This is a genomic window from Vibrio sp. 10N.222.47.A9 (assembly GCF_963872585.1).
GTDB classification, from domain to species: domain Bacteria; phylum Pseudomonadota; class Gammaproteobacteria; order Enterobacterales; family Vibrionaceae; genus Vibrio; species Vibrio splendidus.
Genome location: NZ_CAWNBB010000043.1, coordinates 136997 through 154713 on the forward strand (window position 1 = coordinate 136997; position 17717 = coordinate 154713).

Annotated in this window: 13 protein-coding genes; 7 read left to right on the plus strand and 6 right to left on the minus strand. The window is 43.9% G+C overall.

Translation table 11 applies throughout. The features are described from left to right. Positions 1-142 precede the first annotated feature (142 nt). Positions 143-2467, plus strand: coding sequence for an FdhF/YdeP family oxidoreductase (locus AACT19_RS13510; RefSeq protein ID WP_076646709.1), 2325 nt, complete (start codon positions 143-145; stop codon positions 2465-2467). 95 nt (positions 2468-2562) lie between these two features. Here AACT19_RS13510 and AACT19_RS13515 read toward each other — a convergent pair whose 3' ends face one another. Continuing rightward, positions 2563-3456, minus strand: a complete 894-nt coding sequence (locus AACT19_RS13515) for a LysR family transcriptional regulator (protein ID WP_065608343.1) — start codon at positions 3454-3456, stop codon at positions 2563-2565. Between the two features lie 114 nt (positions 3457-3570). On the opposite strand from AACT19_RS13515, the gene AACT19_RS13520 reads away from it, so the two are divergent. Then, positions 3571-3996 (plus strand): ester cyclase, encoded by a 426-nt coding sequence (locus AACT19_RS13520; protein ID WP_017086469.1) that lies wholly within the window; start codon positions 3571-3573, stop codon positions 3994-3996. Positions 3997-4309: 313 nt separating this feature from the next. Continuing rightward, positions 4310-5944 (plus strand): methyl-accepting chemotaxis protein, encoded by a 1635-nt coding sequence (locus tag AACT19_RS13525; RefSeq protein ID WP_076646757.1) that lies wholly within the window; start codon positions 4310-4312, stop codon positions 5942-5944. Positions 5945-6050: 106 nt separating this feature from the next. Here the strand turns inward: AACT19_RS13525 and AACT19_RS13530 are convergent, their stop codons facing one another. Continuing rightward, positions 6051-7541, minus strand: coding sequence for a SulP family inorganic anion transporter (locus AACT19_RS13530; protein WP_076646711.1), 1491 nt, complete (start codon positions 7539-7541; stop codon positions 6051-6053). A gap of 823 nt (positions 7542-8364) precedes the next feature. Here AACT19_RS13530 and asnS point away from each other — a divergent pair. Further along, positions 8365-9765 carry an asparagine--tRNA ligase gene (gene asnS / locus AACT19_RS13535; protein WP_004734710.1) on the plus strand — a complete coding sequence of 467 codons (1401 nt, stop codon included), beginning with the start codon at positions 8365-8367 and terminating at the stop codon, positions 9763-9765. A 159-nt stretch (positions 9766-9924) separates the two neighbouring features. Here asnS and AACT19_RS13540 read toward each other — a convergent pair whose 3' ends face one another. The 4 genes from AACT19_RS13540 to AACT19_RS13555 all read right to left on the minus strand — a co-directional run bounded on the left by AACT19_RS13540 (position 9925) and on the right by AACT19_RS13555 (position 13909). Continuing rightward, positions 9925-11085 (minus strand): trypsin-like serine peptidase, encoded by a 1161-nt coding sequence (locus AACT19_RS13540; protein ID WP_076646713.1) that lies wholly within the window; start codon positions 11083-11085, stop codon positions 9925-9927. Between the two features lies 1 nt (position 11086). Further along, entirely contained in the window at positions 11087-11764 is a 678-nt protein-coding gene (locus AACT19_RS13545; RefSeq protein ID WP_076646760.1) for a hypothetical protein, read from the minus strand. Positions 11765-12171: 407 nt separating this feature from the next. Next, positions 12172-12378 (minus strand): hypothetical protein, encoded by a 207-nt coding sequence (locus tag AACT19_RS13550; protein ID WP_004734707.1) that lies wholly within the window; start codon positions 12376-12378, stop codon positions 12172-12174. Positions 12379-12505: 127 nt separating this feature from the next. After that, positions 12506-13909: an aminotransferase-like domain-containing protein gene (locus tag AACT19_RS13555; RefSeq protein WP_076646715.1), complete on the minus strand. Its 1404-nt coding sequence runs from the start codon at positions 13907-13909 to the stop codon at positions 12506-12508. A gap of 220 nt (positions 13910-14129) precedes the next feature. On the opposite strand from AACT19_RS13555, the gene AACT19_RS13560 reads away from it, so the two are divergent. From AACT19_RS13560 to AACT19_RS13570, 3 genes are all read left to right on the plus strand, one after another. Further along, on the plus strand, positions 14130-14429 hold the full coding sequence (locus tag AACT19_RS13560) for a hypothetical protein (RefSeq protein WP_017083346.1): 300 nt from the start codon (positions 14130-14132) through the stop codon (positions 14427-14429). Positions 14430-14679: 250 nt separating this feature from the next. Then, a complete protein-coding gene (locus tag AACT19_RS13565; RefSeq protein ID WP_076646717.1) occupies positions 14680-16221 on the plus strand; it encodes an HD-GYP domain-containing protein in 1542 nt (513 codons plus the stop codon). 202 nt (positions 16222-16423) lie between these two features. Beyond that, complete coding sequence (locus tag AACT19_RS13570; RefSeq protein WP_017086475.1) at positions 16424-17614, plus strand: amino acid aminotransferase; 1191 nt, start codon at positions 16424-16426, stop codon at positions 17612-17614. The last annotated feature ends 103 nt before the right edge of the window (positions 17615-17717 follow it).

Genomic DNA, 17717 nt, shown 5'->3' on the forward strand with positions numbered 1-17717 from the left:
TCTATTTCTAAATATTCAAAGCAGTAAACAGGTATCGATACCAAATAATCAAAACCGTTTTACTCCCGCCTTATTTTTATAACGCGCCTGTTTTTACCGGTTCCCTTGTTTACTGCCGTTCCCGTGTGTGAGGAGTGCAGTTGTGAGCCAAAAAGAACAGATAAAAAAATATAAAGGTCCTGCTGGTGGTTGGGGTGCGTTAAAAGCCGTCACTAAGAGTTGGTGGGGCAGCGAAAACGCCATCAAAAACATTCGAACAATGCTTAAAACGAATCAAAACGGTGGTTTTGATTGTCCGGGATGCGCATGGGGGGAATCCCCACACAGCAGTAAAGTGAACTTCTGTGAGAACGGTGCAAAAGCCGTGAACTGGGAAGCCACAAATCGATTTGTGGATCCTGAGTTTTTCGCTGAACACAGCGTAACATCCTTGTCATCACAAACAGACTACTGGCTGGAATACCAAGGTCGAATAACCCATCCGATGAAGTACGACGCTGCATCCGACCACTATATCCCTATCGCGTGGGACGAAGCATTTTCGCTCGTAGCCAAGCATTTGAAGCAACTCGACTCGCCACATCAAGCCGAATTTTACACTTCGGGTCGAGCCAGTAATGAAGCGGCGTTTTTGTACCAACTTTTCGTCCGTGCGTTTGGAACAAATAACTTCCCTGACTGTTCAAACATGTGCCACGAAGCCAGTGCAATTGGCATGAAAGATACGGTCGGTGTGGGCAAAGGAACCGTGATTTTTGACGACTTTGAACAAGCAGACGCGATCTTTGTGCTCGGGCAAAACCCAGGCACTAATCACCCCCGCATGCTTGAACCATTGCGTGAAGCGGTAAAACGCGGCGCTCAGGTGATCTGTTTCAACCCATTGAAAGAACGTGGACTTGAACGTTTCCAAAATCCTCAAGTTCCAGTTGAAATGTTAAGCAATGGTTCAAAACCAACCAATACCGCTTATTTAAGACCAGCATTAGGTGGCGATATGGCGGTATTTCGTGGGATGGCTAAATATTTGCTGCAATGGGAACGTGATGCGCTCGCAACCGAAGGCAAAGCCATATTTGATCGTCAATTCATCAGCGAACACACCACAGGTATTGATGAATACTTAGCAGAAGTTGATGCGACAACATGGGAGCATATCGCTGAACAATCGGGGTTAGCTTTAAGCGAAATAGAAATGGTCGCAGACATGTACCGCCGTTCAGAAAAGGTGATCATGTGTTGGGCTATGGGGCTAACACAACATCGTCATTCAGTACAAACCATCAAAGAAGTAGCCAATGTGCAATTGTTGCGCGGCAACGTCGGTAAGCCAGGTGCTGGGCTATCACCGGTTAGGGGGCATAGTAATGTCCAAGGCGATCGTACGATGGGTATCGATGAAAAACCCTCAAACCAATTTCTAGATAGCATAGAACGCCGCTTTAACTTCAATGTCCCACGAGATGTAGGCCACAACACCATACAAGCGATTAAAGCTATGGAGGAAAAACGCTCGAAAGTCTTTATTGGTTTAGGTGGTAATTTTGCGCAAGCCACACCCGATACTCCTCGCACACATCTGGCGATGAAAAATTGTGACCTTACCGTTCATATCTCAACCAAACTCAATCGCTCTCACCTTGTTACCGGTCAAGATGCCTTGATTTTGCCATGTTTGGGGCGAACGGAAATCGATACACAAGCTAATGGGCCACAAGGCATCACCGTCGAAGATACCTTCAGCATGGTTCACATCTCTTACGGACAGCTCGAACCTCGATCAGAGCATTTACGTTCTGAACCAGCCATTGTCGCGGGTATTGCCAATGCCACACTGGGCAGCCATCCAATCGATTGGAATTGGGTCATTCAAGATTATGGGCATATTCGAGACCTCATTGCAGATACGATTCCGGGCTTTACTGACTTCAATCAGAAACTGGAAAATCCGGGTGGATTTCATTTAGTCAATCCTGCCGCAAATCGTCAATGGAACACCATCAGCGGCAAAGCGCAATTTGGCTCCAATGAACTACCAAAACAGCTGATTAATGAAGCGGTGTTGCAAGGGGGTAATAAACCCGATCTGATCTTGCAAACCATGCGTTCCCATGACCAATACAACACCACGTTATATGGCTTGAATGATCGTTACCGCGGTGTCTTTGGTATGCGCGAAGTTTTGTTTATCAATGAAGCCGATATATTGAAGCTCGGTTTTAAACCGGGTGACAAGGTCGATATGGTGTCGCTTTGGGAAGATGGTGTAACGAGAAAAGTGAAAGGGTTTACCTTGGTGGCTTATGACGTTCCACAGGGTCAGGCGGCGGCTTACTATCCTGAAACCAACCCTTTGGTTCCTCTAGACAGCTATGGTGAACGAACCTTTACCCCTACCTCGAAATTTATCGCCATCAGATTAGAAAAATCAATCTCTGACGCCATTCCCCTTTCAACCGTCAGCTAACTGGCAATCGGCAATTGAAAGTAAAAGTAAAAGTAAAAGTAAAAATCCACCTGTTTTGGCAGGTGGATTTTAATAATGACGCTTGGCCAGTATATTCAACAGCAAGAGAAGTGCTCACATAGTTCATCAATAAACACCTTCACTTTGCGCGGCGTATTCACTCGCTCGCGGTAAAGTGCGTAAACCGTTCTTTCTTTAAGCGCATACTGCGGCAGAATTTCCACAATTGCGCCAGACTCTATATCTTCTTCGGCCAATTGCTTTGGTAGCATTGCAATACCATAGTCTAAACGAACAGCGACCTTCACTGCTTGCACGCTGTTTACCGTGAGTGTTGGCTTCAGATTTACATCATGAAAATGCCCACTAAGCTCAAACCTCCACACACCATCATTCTTAAGGTTTGGATCTTCAATTATGGTGTGATTAGCTAAATCAATTGGCGTTGTAATCTCTGTATTATTTTCTAGGTATTTAGGTGAAGCACAAACCAAGTTCTGATTTACAAAGATAGTGCGCGCGATCATTCCTAAGTCTTTCGAAACTAAATCACCAGAACGAATCGCAATGTCATAACCAACCGTCGCGAGATCTTGAACACCATCTGAAAGCATGAGATTTAACGCCACATCTGGGTATTTGTTTGAAAATGTCAAAATGAAGGGCATCAACATAATCTCAGTGAGACCTTGAGGCGCCATAACACTCAAAGAGCCAACCATTTCTGAACTATCAAACCTCAAAGAATCATTTAAATCTTCAATGCCGTCGACCAACCCATGAGCCTCATTAAAATAGCGACGACCAACCTCAGTTAAGGACAGTGACTTGGTAGAACGATTCAATAAGCGAGTATTTAGGTAAGCCTCAAGCTCTCTTACATGGCGACTAACCAAAGACTTCGACACTCCGATCTTCTTAGCCGCACCTGTAAAGCTGCCCTCCTCAACAGTCACAATAAATGACTTAATAGACGTTAATACGTTCATGACCTCACCCCACTGTTTACATATTGTCGACAGATTATCCACAAAATGGGCTCTACTCAAGACAGTAACGTTCCATTAGATTGTTGGCACTCAACAGACATAAGGATAGAAACTATGACAAGCAAACAAGTTCAGGTTGTAAAAGACTACTTTAAGCATTGTGTAGACGGTAAACAAACTCACCGTATTGGCGAATATTTCGCCGAAGATACAATGATCCATCGACCTGATTGCAATAAGATAATTAATGGCCTCTCTGAGTTCGAAGCCATGTTAAAAGTTCACGTTACTGACCGATATGAATCACTGGAAACGACGTTTCAAAAAATCGTAGAAGACGGCCATCAAGTTGTTGTTGCGCTCACTCACAGAGCTAAAGGTGCTGATGAGTGGAAAGGCTACCAACTGAATGGCAAAAACGTTACTTGGACTAGCCTTACTTACTTCCGATTCAATGATGAAGGCAAAGTTGTCGAGGAGATTGTTGAACGCAATGAGCTAAGCATGGCACTTCAACTGGGCTTAAACCTAACTAGGTAAAAGCTCACTGGAATGATACTGACTCAGCAGTTAAGCCAGATTGAATAATACGAAGAAGAAGGCATCTATTAGGTGCCTTTTAGAAAGTAATTTTTGTTTAAGTCATGTACGTTTATTTGGGCTTTTCATACTCTTCAAATTTAACGATAAACTCCCTTTCATTCGCCCAAAGAACATCATCACAAACTCGCTACATCACAGAAACATAACCACAACCGGAGTGTGGTCACACAATCGGTTATACCTCATAGGTGGTAGGGTCTCTTACACGTAAAGTATGCGCGTCATTATAATTAATAAAAACAAACACCTTATGCGCTCAACAATCACCTTTAAAATCCTAGTGGCCCTCGCCATCGTGTTCACTTTTCTATTAGTATTATCGACCTACTTTCAATATTCACAGCAAAAGCAGCTTGTAAACTCAGTGTTAAGTGAGCAGCTTCACGATAAAGCGAGCAACTATTTCGATAGCCTCAATATGATGATGCTCACTGGCACCATGGCACAAAAAGAGACCCTTCGTCAGAAAGCGTTAGCTCAAGAAGGCATTGAAAATGTTCGTGTATTGCGTGCTGATGCGGTGAGTAAGTTATACGGGCCTGGCAATGACAACCAAACACCTATGGATGATATTGATAAACGAGCGCTAGCGGGTGAAACCGTTATCGAACCCTTTTCTGCCGATTGGGGAAAAGGCTTGGTTATTGCTCTGCCAATGAAGTCGAGCGAGAACTATCGCGGCACCAATTGTGTGGCATGTCATATGGCGCCAGAAGGGGAAGTATTAGGTGCAATTCGACTTGAATATAACCTTAGCCATGTCAACTCGCTGATCAATACTCAAACGATGACAGCGATCGGTATCATGGCGGTGATCTCCTTTGCCGGATTCGTTCTTACTATGGGATTGATTCGTAAGATAATCGTTCGCCCGCTTCAACAAACCTCTCGCTTTATGACCCAAGTCAGCAGTGATAAAAACCTATCCACTCGGCTGCCAGAGCAAAGCAAAGATGAAATTGGCACGCTTGCTAACTCCATCAACTCGTTCATGGGCACGGTTTCCGACAGCTTAGAGAAGGTACAAGACACCTCGCACAAACTGAATGCGTCTGCCAACCAACTGACCAGTGTTGCACAAATTACCGAGCAAGCCGCCAGCGATCAACAAAACGAAACCGCTGAAGTACAAAACAATATCGAAGGGATACAGGCGCAACAAGTCAATGTAGAACAAGCCACTTTAACCGCGTCAGAACTCATCAATCATACCGCTGATGTGGCCTGTAAAAGTGCGAACCAAGCACATGATGCAAGTAGTGAGATAAAGAACCTAGTCAGTAGCATAGAAGAAGTGAAACACAAGATACTGACACTCAATGAGCAAACCGGAGAGGTCTCTTCAATATTAAGTGTGATTCGTGGCATTGCCGACCAAACCAACCTTCTAGCCTTAAATGCGGCGATTGAAGCGGCTCGTGCGGGAGAGCAAGGTCGGGGCTTTGCAGTAGTGGCAGATGAAGTTCGAAATCTTGCATCACGAACGGCAGAGGCAACTGGCAGTATTGAGTCTATCATTCATCAGTTTCAGCAAGGCAGTGAAGAGTCGCTGACTTCTGCCGATCGCGTTTGCGAACAAGCACATCAAAGCTCAACAGATATCGACGCACTGTCCGTTGAAATGAATGGTGTCGTTGAAGAAATGAAACAAGTGCTGGCTCATGCGAAAAATATTCAACAACAGACGCAATCCACTACACACGCGACCGAAGATGTTCAACAAAAGGTTGAAACCATCACTTCTCACGCCGATAACACATCGCAGTCTGCGGCTGAGACTCGTGGAATCAGTAATGATTTAGAAGAGCTGTCTGATCACCTTGAATCTCTTATCAACCAATTCACCTTATCGAACTCAAAGACCAACGATAGAGGTCAGTCATAGGTCGCTAGAACTCCCCTACCGACATCAACAAAAAAGCGCTCAATGATGAGCGCTTTATCTTCATAACAATGTCTAGTTCAGGCTTTCAAAGTACCTTAAACCATGATTAGTGCGTAATGGAAACCGCGGTTAAGTCTTTATGCTTGTGGTACATCGCGTGTTTGAATATCAGATTCGCACTCACGGTATCCATTCCTGCGACTTCTACATAAGCGCCTTTTTTACGGAACTTAAATACGACCTTATCAAGCGCCTCAACCGACGTGTTATCTAGGAAAGACGCATCCGAAATATCGATGGTCACTAAAGAGGTCGCATTGTCATAATCAAATAAATCGACAAACGCATCTGAAGAAGCAAAGAAGACATGGCCTTTTACTCGGTGGGTAGTGTGCATTTCGTTAGTCACCACTTCATCGGATATAAAGACCATCGACTTGCTAGCATGCGCATAAAACAGAGCCGATAGCACCACGCCAACCGCAACACCTATTGCGAGATTGTGAGTAAACACCACCACCGCCACGGTTGCTAACATGGTTACATTGGTTGGGAGTGTGTGGTCTTTAAGCTCAACAACAGAGCGCCATGAAAACGTGCCGATTGAAACCATGATCATCACAGACACTAAAGCGGCCATCGGTATCAGCTTCAACCAATCAGAAACAAACACCACCATTAGCAGTAAAACAACCCCGGCGATCAAGCTGGATAATCGGGTTAAGCCGCCTGATTTGATGTTAATGATCGACTGGCCAATCATCGCACACCCCGCCATACCACCAAATAGTGAAGCCACGATGTTCGCAACGCCCTGCCCTTTGCATTCATTGTTCTTATTACTTTCAGTATCGGTCAGGTCATCCACGATCGTCGCCGTCATCAATGATTCCAATAAACCTACAAGAGATAGAGCAATAGAATATGGAAGGATGGTTGTGAGCGTATCAAACGTGAATGGAATATTAGGGATCAAGAACACAGGCAGTGAATCCGGAAGCTTGCCCATATCGCCAATCGTTCTGACATCTAAACCAAATAACAAACTGATAATAGTCAGGGCAACAATCGCGACTAATGGAGAAGGTATTGCACGACCAAACTTGGGAAAATAAGGAAGCAGATAAATGATCGCCAAACCCAAGGCGACTAACACGTAAACGCTCGAAGGGACGTTGATCAACTCAGGGATCTGAGCCATAAATATAAGAATAGCGAGCGCGTTAACAAACCCAGTAATCACCGATTTGGACACGAAATTCATCAGATTACCAAGCTTGAGGTATCCAGCCGCGATTTGAATGACGCCAGCAAGAAATGAAGCTGCGAGCAGATACTCTAGCCCGTGTTCTCTCACTAAGGTGACCATCAACAGCGCCATTGCGCCCGTTGCCCCAGAGATCATCCCCGGACGACTGCCAACCAAAGCGGTTACAACACAGATACAGAAAGAAGCATAAAGCCCTACTTTAGGGTCGACGCCTGCGATAATTGAAAATGCGATGGCTTCAGGGATTAATGCGAGTGCAACCACAATCCCAGATAATGAATCTCCTTTAACGTTTGATAACCAGTGTTTTTTTAAATAATTAAGCATGTAATTCTCTTTTACTTGTACAGCCAGTCCTGCCTTGTTCAGACATAATTTGATCGACTGTTTTTCTTGAATGAGCGAGCGCTCGAAAAGTGCGGGTGTAGAGAGAATGCAGGGGTTAAGGCGGCGTAATTAACACGTGAATATTAAACTCCTCTAGTGGGTGATTGTTTATTAGATGGACTCACACTTGTGCTTTGTGTTTGTCACTTAAGTTTCGGACAAGGTAGTGTAAGTATTGCACTAGGTAACTTAGGCATTACATAAGGTAATATAGATATTAAACAAGGAAACCTAGGTATTACACAGATAGCTCGGGTAACGCACAAGCTTGAATGGCTGCCAATATAAAGTGAGCGCTACTTTAATCACACGTCCAATCTTGCAAACAAAGGTTTCGAATATTAACGCTTCTTAATCCGGCCAAAAACCGCTAGCGGTCTCGATTTCAGCCAGCTCTATGTTGTAACCAACGTCAGGTCACGTCGTTTCAATCACTCTGCTCACATCGATTTACAAGGTATTGAAGAATACTTAACCATTAGCGCTAGCGCACCTCCCTAGCACTCAAACAAATACCAAACAGAAAGCCAAATCGAACAAAAAACACACCCTCAAACCTATTTATCGTCAGTAGACACAATATTTCTTTCACCAAGCAAGAATAAAGGTTGAAGCTGTCGGTATGACAGGTAATATGTTCAATCGATTTAAAAAGTTTATACAACTCAATGTTTCGGCTAATTATTGTGCAAATATATGTTCATTTGCCTCAATGCTAGAGACTTTGAGTTGAATTTGTCCCTCAATGGAGAATGAAATCAACATGACTTACGCGCCTGTAACAGACGTACTTGGCGGCAAGCTAGCGGTAGACAGTGAAGTAACTGTTCGCGGCTGGATCCGTTCACGTCGTGATTCCAAAGCTGGAATCTCTTTCCTTGCCATTTATGACGGCTCTTGTTTCGACCCGATTCAGGCCGTGGTTCCTAATAATCTTAATAATTACGAAGACGAAGTATTAAAGCTAACAACTGGCTGCTCTGTTGAAGTAACAGGTAAGATTGTTGAGTCTCCTGCGAAAGGTCAAGACTTCGAACTAGCAGCAACTGACGTTAAAGTTGTAGGCTGGGTTGAAGACGCTGACACTTACCCAATGGCTAAGACACGTCACTCTATTGAATACCTTCGTGAAGTTGCTCACCTACGCCCACGTACGAACGTGATCGGCGCAGTAGCACGTGTACGTAACTGTTTATCTCAAGCGATTCACCGTTTCTACCACGAGCAAGGTTTCTTCTGGACTTCAGCTCCGCTTATCACTGCATCTGATGCAGAAGGCGCTGGTGAAATGTTCCGCGTATCGACGCTAGACATGGAAAACCTGCCTCGCACTGACGAAGGCAAAGTTGACTTCAACGAAGATTTCTTCGGTAAAGAAACTTTCCTAACAGTATCTGGCCAACTTAATGCTGAAGCTTACGCTTGTGCACTAAGCAAGGTTTACACGTTCGGTCCTACGTTCCGTGCTGAAAACTCAAACACAAGCCGCCACCTAGCTGAATTCTGGATGGTTGAGCCTGAAGTTGCGTTTGCAGACCTTGACGATGTAGCGAAACTGGCTGAAGACATGCTTAAGTACGTTTTCGCTGCTGTTCTTGAAGAACGCCGCGACGACCTTGAGTTCTTCGCTTCTCGCATCGACAAAGAAGCAATCACTCGTCTAGAGCAATTCGTAGACGCTGATTTCGCACAAGTTGACTACACTGACGCAATCCAAATCCTACTAGATTCTGGTAAGAAATTTGAATTCGACGTTGAGTGGGGCATCGACATGTCTTCTGAGCATGAGCGTTACCTAGCTGAAGAGCACTTCAAAGCACCTGTTATCGTTAAGAACTACCCGAAAGACATCAAAGCTTTCTACATGCGCTTAAACGACGACGGCAAGACAGTTGCAGCAATGGACGTACTTGCACCAGGCATCGGTGAAATCATCGGTGGTGCACAACGTGAAGAGCGTCTAGACATTCTAGACGAGCGCATGATTGGTATGGGTATCGACCCTGAGCACATGAGCTGGTACCGCGACCTACGTAAATACGGCACAGTGCCTCACGCTGGCTTCGGTCTTGGCTTTGAGCGTCTAGTGTCTTACGTAACAGGTATGGGCAACGTTCGTGACGTTATCCCGTTCCCACGTACACCACGCTCTGCTAACTTCTAATCTCAGCTTTCTTCTTTCAGAGAAGTCAGTATAGATAGATAATTAAATAGATAAAAACCTCCGTATATACGGAGGTTTTTTTATACGCACTTATTTATAAGGGTATGTTCATAAGCCCCTATTGATAAGCGCCTTCTGATAAAAGCTTAACAGCTCAGTCTACTCGACAGTACGAACCAAAAAGTGATCTAAAAGTATCTTCTCGCCCGTCGGTTCTAACGGCTTAAATTCAATCACCATCTGATCACCCTTTTGCTCAAAAGCATTCACTTTAAAGAATAAGCTCTCCTTATCCGCCTTAATGTTATGAGCAACCTGACGACCATTTACAAACACATCAAAAGCGGGCGCTTTTGGGTTTGCAGGAATGACAGTTTCAAAAGTGTACGTTTCACCTTCTTGCGCATAAGCTGTGTTGTAAATACCGCCATCCTTCGTCCAATAAGTACCATTAAAATCCATACTTCCAGCTTTCCAGTAGCTGTAAAAGGCATGAAGATCTTCGATACTGTTCTGGGTCGTTGGCGTCCATCTTACATCACCAAGATTTACTGGCTTCGAGTAACTAAACCCATGCGCTCTCATATCATTGTTTAAGGAATCTAATCTCCCCAAAACATCGTCAAAGGTATCTTGCCAACCAAGCTCGCCATAGTATTGAAGGCCTATCTCTCCAATAATGTAAAACTCGCCGTCACGTTCAATCGTAATGCCTGAACCTGAGTCGCCATGGATAATCAGCCACTGCAAATCACTTTGAGGCATGATCACCGGGTTATATTTATATTCAGCTAACCATTTCTTGTCTGTGTCATTGTACTTAACAAATTTCTTCCCGCCATTACGGCCGTTGTAGTTACCAAAGCCAACGCTATTTACTTCATAAACCTGTGAATGATCGAACATCCCTTTCTCTGGTAACTTCGCGGGTTTAATACCGGTTATTGGCGTGTCTAAGCGCACCAGAGCGAAATCATAAATGCCATCGGTAAATTCATACTCCCCCCACCCACCATCAGGGTCAGTAGTCGCACGTGATGTATGAATAACGTTGTACTTACCGTCCTCATCTTTTTCATAAGAAGAACAAGTTACTGCATTTTCATACCCTTCACTTTTAGAGCCTGATACGTGATTTGCCGTTATCACCCAGTAAGGGTCAATTAAGGTCGCGGAACCCGCATTCATATGACAGGCAAAATCGAACTGAGTTTGTAGAGCGAACGTTTTGTGTTGAGTGACCGAACGATCCATTTTCCCGAGACCTGAGTGAGCAGAAAAAGTCGCTAAAATTGCTGATGCTAGAATGATTCTTTTCATGTTACTCAACCTCTCTCAACTGGATAGCCTCAATAGCGTGATAGCCTTGTCTCGATTCAAAATCAAACTGCCTATATTGGCGTGAATATGAGATTTCTACGATGTCGTCTGGCGATTGAGATTCGAAAACAATCGTATTTTTGACACTGGTCATGTGAAATGAAATGTCATTTTTAATTGTGATGCATTGCTTGTTAATACATGCCGTCACATCAGCAGAAGACAGCCAATTATGCGTATAAAGCTCTACAGAAAATCGCCCTTCTTTACTCGGCTGAACGTCAAAAGAGAAACCACTAGAACCAACAAGCAAACCTGAAAAAGCCAGCTCTTGGTTATAATCCGTAGAGTCGCCGCCTTGCCAGTAGTAACGATTGCCAACTGCATTTTTAGTCTCTGAATTAGCGACTTGTTTTAAATCACCAATAACCTTCACATCACCAATTAAGGCACTATTGGGTTTATCTTTTCTTTGATGCTCTCCATAAAGAAAAGCCCAATCTAAGCCGTTTAAGCCAACATCTCTTGCGTAACGATACTTTCCCTCATCAAGCTCATAGCCGATAAATTCACTGGTAATAGACAGTCTATTAGTACCAACTTCCGAAAAATTACTTAGTCGATTCAAATCAACATGGAGTTCGCTTGCTGAAGCATTGGTGGCTAACAAAGCCAATATGCACATGTTTGTTTTTGTATATTTCAATCTCATAATCCCGCATCTCAATTAGTCATAACCAATTGTAATAAATGGGAAATTTAAACCTGTAAGGTACTGTAAGCCTTTACTCTGGTCACTTTTATCGCATAGCGACCAATAATTGACGTGAATATATAACGGCGAAAGGTAGGCTCTGGTTATTTCCTAGCACAACCAATAAGCCAAGTTTTTGACTAAAGGTGATGCATATTCCAAATAATCACCATTTCTCGCTTACACAGACTTACAAAGCCTGTGGCATTAAAGTATGAGATAGCCTTCAGAGCTCAGGTTTAATGCAATCATTCAAAAGTTCAGGTCATTTAAAACGAAAAAGCCCTGCCAATTTCTGGCAGGGCTTAAAATAATTCGACTGGATAATCGGCTTAATCGACATCTTGGTCGATAGCGTATTTTATCGCGAGACCGCAGATTGCCATCATAACGAACGGGATAGCCGCTGTTGTGTATTCAGCCCAAGCCATATCAGCGAAGGCTTTTGCCAGCAATACGTGTCCGAGAATAAGCAGAAGCGCACACACAATCGCGACGATAATCAGCTTAACTTCATTTCCCATAGTCATTTTCAACATAACGGTATCTCCAATATTTGGTCTAACTGTATTGAATCACAACTCTTTGTTGTACAAGGCGTACAGTTGCACCAGAAACAATCCGTACAGTTGAAATCATGCTCTGTTTTATGAGTGACTTAAGATTTTACGAATGCGTAAGTTGATGTGCCAGTTTGCCAAGCAAGATTAGTGCTTGTTCTTTCTCTTCTGTGAGTTCATAAGAGAAGTTCAATCTGATCGCGTTATCTACTCTGCCCTGCTCACTAAACAGATCGCCTGAAGCGACGCTGATCCCCTGAGCAATCGCTAGTTGGTAAAATTGTTGACTGTCGAATTTGGCGGAAAGGCGAATCCATATGAAGTAACCACCAGCCGGTTCTTCAATCTCGACGGAATGCGGGAAGTACTGCTTGATGACCTCAATGAATCGTTCTTTTCTCACTAGAAGATTTTTACGTAATTTACGAAGGTGATTGTCGTAGCTTTCATGTGTTAAGAAGTGTGCGACGCCAAGTTGCACAGGCGCACTACTCGACAGTGTAGAAAGAAGCTGCAGCTTTTGAATGGCATCATTGAAACGCGTGTTCACAACCCAGCCGACCCGATAACCCGGACACAGACTTTTTGAGTACGAACCACAAAGCAGAACAGAATCGGTCTTATCGAAGGCTTTAAGTGGCTTGGGTTTATGCCCTTCAAAGTAGAGGTCACCATATACGTCATCTTCAATAATGTAGGTTTCGTGTTGTTCTGCAATCCGAACTACACGGCGCTTCGCTTCTTCAGACAAACTTGTCCCTGTCGGGTTTTGAAACGTCGTCATCAGCCAACACGCTTTTACATCTTGGTTTTGTAGTGCTCTTTCAAACTGCTCAATATTCAATCCATTGATTGGACAAACATCCACTTCGATAGGATTGAGTCCTAATCTTTCTACTGCCTGTAAAGCACCATAGAAAGCGGGAGATTCAATCACAACATTATCACCTGACTTAGTAACCGTTTGCAGGCTTAAGTTAAGCGCTTCCATTGCGCCAGAGGTAATCACGATATCTTGATGGTTAACCGTAATGCCTTGCTGCAGGTAACGCTGCGCGATTTGTCTTCTTAAGGACTCACTGCCCGGTGGCAGATTATTGATCACACTGGCACCTGTCATCTTTCTACCAGCACTGGCAAGGTTTCGAGTCAAGGTAGGTAATGGGAAAAGGTCAGGATCGGGGAATGCTGAGCCAAAAGGAATCACACCCTCTGCTGAACTCGATTTCAAAAAGTCGAATAAGCGATCATTAATGGCTTTCTTTTTGTGTACTAACGGCAGTTCATAATCAACGCCGTCCACACGTGGTGCAACAAAGTAGCCCGACTGAGGCTTAGCGATGATCCACCCTTCGCTTTCTAACAATTGGTAGGCTTGTAAGACAGTACTATTGCTGACGTTGTAATTTCGACAACTCATGCGTACCGAAGGGATCTTCTCTCCGGATCGCCAAGTGTTATTAGCGATCTGAGTTCGAATATCCTTTGCAAGCTCTTCATAACGCGCCATCTAATTGTACTACCTAGATAAATTCTAATAAGCCGGGGATTTTATCACTAACGTTAACAACTATTGCTGCTATCCATATGATTGGACCTAATTTCTATAATAGTGTGAATTGGTTCACAGATAACTTTGTATGCTTTGCTAAGTTTGTAACCAAGGCGGGAGCCAAGTTCGTTCTACGCCTCTATAATTTGATGTAACCCAAAAAACATGCGAGATAACAATGAAAAAAATAGAAGCAGACCAATTAAGTTATAAAGGAGAGTCAAACGGTGTTCATAGTTGGACAACACCGAGTGGCCAGCCATATTACTGGCACCCAGATTGGCTACATATCGCTGAAGATGCAACAGGCTCACATCCAAAGCAGAAGATCGACGTCGATCAAGACCAAGCACCAAATGAGAAACACGCGGTGTCTGCTATTCTGAAACACCTTAACCAATGGGCATCAGACAAACTAGCGTCTCACCCTGAGATTGAAACAGGTTCTATCGAAGCTGAAATCAACCTGAAAAAGTAATTGTTTTAAAGTAGATAGCGAACTCAATCACTCGCGATTCCACTCAAGTATACCGACTGAATAGCCTCTAATCTCAACGAGGCTATTCAAGTATCTTCATAGTAATGCTGCAATAACCCCCACCTAGCTAACAAATCACTAACACAAACCAGTTTCTTGTATCATTCCACGAAAGCTATCGATAGAATTTCCGGTCTTATTCACGCCAGTTATGCTAATTACTCGTAATTCTAAAGTCGTGAATCAATGAATGCATAAATCTAATAAGAATGAGAACAAAGGCTTATCGATGGATACTTCAAATTACAATCAATCGCTAACGACTAAATTATACGTCATCGCTGGCGTGCTGTTTGGCACCTACGGCAGTCGGGTGTGCCCAATGCTCGAAAGCTTAACGACGTTAGAGATTTTCACACAAGTAAGTATTGTGTTTGTCTTATTATGGCTCGCGCGTCGTTACTTATTAGCGCAACACACCTTAGTCAAACAAGGTCGCTTCGCGCAGTTCGATACCCTGCTATTTTTTGCTGCAAGTGTGCCTTTCGCGCTCTACTACAATTTAAGCTATGAATTCACCATAGACAGTAATTTGAAAGTACTGTTTGGCATGAGCCTATTTGGCTTCTTTACCGGTACCATTCTTCAATTGAGCGCCCAACTCAACCAAATGGATAAAATGGAGGCGACTGGGCAATTTGACTTCCAACTGATTGGCGAAAGGAGTTCGCTGGTTAAGCAAATGATTGGTTTGGTTATCGTGCTTCTGGTAACACTAACCACCATGCTAACTATGATCGCCGTCAAAGACATCTTTTGGCTAGAACATAACCCTGACCGCTTATTAGATGGAACAGGCAAGATCAGCGTGATCAAAGAGTTCATTTATTTGGCAGTGGTGCTGGGTGGCTACGCAATCATCATCATGACACTTTGGAGCAAACTGATTAAACGCATTTTGCTTAGCCAAGAGTGTGCATTGAGCAAGGTCACCAATGGCGAACAAGGCGTTCGTTTACCTATTTTCGGTTACAACGAGCTTGGCTCAATGGCATCAATGACCAACACCATGCTTGATAGCCTCGAAACGGCACAAAACGAAGTCAAAACTACCCGTGACGTTGCGATCGTAAGTTTGTCTGCGTTGGCAGAATCTCGAGACAATGAAACCGGTGCTCACATTCTGAGAACCCAAGAATACGTAAAGGTACTCGCACAAGAGCTCAGTAAGTCGGAAATCCACGCAAACTTGTTAACACCAAACTACATAGAGCTGCTTTACAAATCTGCCCCACTTCATGACGTAGGCAAAGTAGGCGTTCCTGATAACGTGTTATTAAAGCCGGGCAAATTAACTGACGAAGAGTTTGAGATAATGAAAGGTCACCCCGCAATTGGTGCTGAAGCGTTATCTATTGCAGAAAAGCAGTTAGGAAGCAGCTCTTTCCTGAGAGTCGCGAAAGAGATATCTCTGACCCACCACGAAAAATGGAACGGCAGCGGTTATCCAAATCAGCTGTCTGGTGAGGACATTCCATTATCCGGTCGCTTGATGGCATTAGCCGATGTTTATGACGCGTTAATATCAAAACGAGTCTACAAGCCAGCCTTTACTCATGAACAAGCTAAGCAGATTATCTTGGAGGGCAATGGGACGCATTTTGATCCGCAAGTTGTCCAAGCTTTTCTGGCTGTCGAACAAGAGTTTGTTTCGATTGCCGCGACCTACAAAGATGGCAAAAATGTACCAAGTGAACTCGAGCGTGAAAGCTTTATTGCTCAACCAGCCTAATCTATATAAAAACCACTAACTTCTTGCACCCTATAGGTTAATCCGTAGGGTGTTTTGTTATCAAATACCCTCTTTAGTCAATAAATCTGATTGAAATGGATTTTTTTTGGCCTTTCTGTTCACTTCGTATTGTCTTAAAAATTCCATACAGGTATAACTACCCATAGATACTATCCCCTCTCAATTGACATGGATGAAGATTATGTTTGAAAAAGTGTTAGCTGCTCCCGCCGATCCTATCCTCGGCCTTACTGAAGAGTTTAAAAAAGACTCTCGTGCAGAGAAAATCAACCTTGGTGTTGGCATCTACAAAAATGAAGCTGGCCAAACGCCTGTACTTAAAACAGTAAAGAAAGCAGAAGCTGCACTTCTTGAAAGCGAAAAAACCAAATCTTACCTGACAATTGAAGGTACAGCTGAGTACGGCCTAGCGGTTCAGAAGCTTCTTTTCGGTTCAGACGCAGAGATCGTAACGTCTCAACGCGCGAAAACTGCACAAGCTCCTGGTGGTACTGGTGCACTTCGCGTTGCTGGCGAATTCATCAAGCGCCAACTAGGCGATGCTAAAATCTGGATCAGTAACCCAACTTGGGCAAACCACAACGGCGTTTTCGCTGCTGCGGGTATCGAGACAGCTCAATACAGCTACTACAACGCTGAAACAAAAGACAAAGACTTCGCAGGCATGGTTGCTGACCTAGAGAAAGCTTCTGAAGGCGATATCGTTCTTCTTCACGGCTGCTGTCACAACCCAACAGGTATCGACCCAACAACTGACGAGTGGGAAGTGCTGGCTAAACTGGTTGCTGAGAAGAAACTACTTCCTTTATTCGATTTTGCTTACCAAGGTTTTGCAAAAGGCGTTGAAGAAGATGCAGCTGGTCTACGTATTTTTGCTCAATACAACAAAGAGATCCTTGTTGCTAGCTCATTCTCTAAGAACTTCGGCTTGTACAACGAGCGTGTGGGCGCATTCACTCTAGTTGCAGAATCTGCAGACGTAGCAACGACAGCGTTCTCTCAAGTTAAGAGCATCATCCGTTCTATCTACTCTAACCCACCAGCGCACGGTAGTGCTGTAGTAACTCACATCCTTGGTGATGCTGATCTACGTGCTGAATGGGAAGCGGAAGTGGCAGAAATGCGTGACCGTATCCAAGAGATGCGTGAGCTATTCGTAACAACACTGAAATCTGAAGGTGTTGATGCAGACTTCACATTCATCGAGCGCCAAAACGGCATGTTCTCGTTCTCAGGCCTAAGCAAAGAGCAAGTAACTCGCCTGAAAGACGAATTCGCTATCTACATTGTTGGCTCTGGCCGTATCAGTGTTGCTGGCATGACTAAGTCAAACATGGGTCCTCTATGTAAAGGTCTTGCTGCGGTTCTTTAATCGAAAAGCGAAACCTGTATCTGTCGACCTATAGATAGACAAAAGCCAGCGATTAAGCTGGCTTTTTTGTGTCTGTCTCTTTGTATATAATATCTATGTATAT

What these genes read in the sequence shown, in the direction of transcription:
- AACT19_RS13515 (WP_065608343.1), bottom strand. Translation starts at nt 3,456, where the DNA reads ATGAACGTATTAACGTCTATTAAGTCATTTATTGTGACTGTTGAGGAG.
- AACT19_RS13520 (WP_017086469.1), top strand. Translation starts at nt 3,571, where the DNA reads ATGACAAGCAAACAAGTTCAGGTTGTAAAAGACTACTTTAAGCATTGT.
- AACT19_RS13525 (WP_076646757.1), top strand. Translation starts at nt 4,310, where the DNA reads ATGCGCTCAACAATCACCTTTAAAATCCTAGTGGCCCTCGCCATCGTG.
- AACT19_RS13530 (WP_076646711.1), bottom strand. Translation starts at nt 7,541, where the DNA reads ATGCTTAATTATTTAAAAAAACACTGGTTATCAAACGTTAAAGGAGAT.
- asnS (WP_004734710.1), top strand. Translation starts at nt 8,365, where the DNA reads ATGACTTACGCGCCTGTAACAGACGTACTTGGCGGCAAGCTAGCGGTA.
- AACT19_RS13540 (WP_076646713.1), bottom strand. Translation starts at nt 11,085, where the DNA reads ATGAAAAGAATCATTCTAGCATCAGCAATTTTAGCGACTTTTTCTGCT.
- AACT19_RS13550 (WP_004734707.1), bottom strand. Translation starts at nt 12,378, where the DNA reads ATGTTGAAAATGACTATGGGAAATGAAGTTAAGCTGATTATCGTCGCG.
- AACT19_RS13555 (WP_076646715.1), bottom strand. Translation starts at nt 13,909, where the DNA reads ATGGCGCGTTATGAAGAGCTTGCAAAGGATATTCGAACTCAGATCGCT.
- AACT19_RS13560 (WP_017083346.1), top strand. Translation starts at nt 14,130, where the DNA reads ATGAAAAAAATAGAAGCAGACCAATTAAGTTATAAAGGAGAGTCAAAC.
- AACT19_RS13565 (WP_076646717.1), top strand. Translation starts at nt 14,680, where the DNA reads ATGCATAAATCTAATAAGAATGAGAACAAAGGCTTATCGATGGATACT.
- AACT19_RS13570 (WP_017086475.1), top strand. Translation starts at nt 16,424, where the DNA reads ATGTTTGAAAAAGTGTTAGCTGCTCCCGCCGATCCTATCCTCGGCCTT.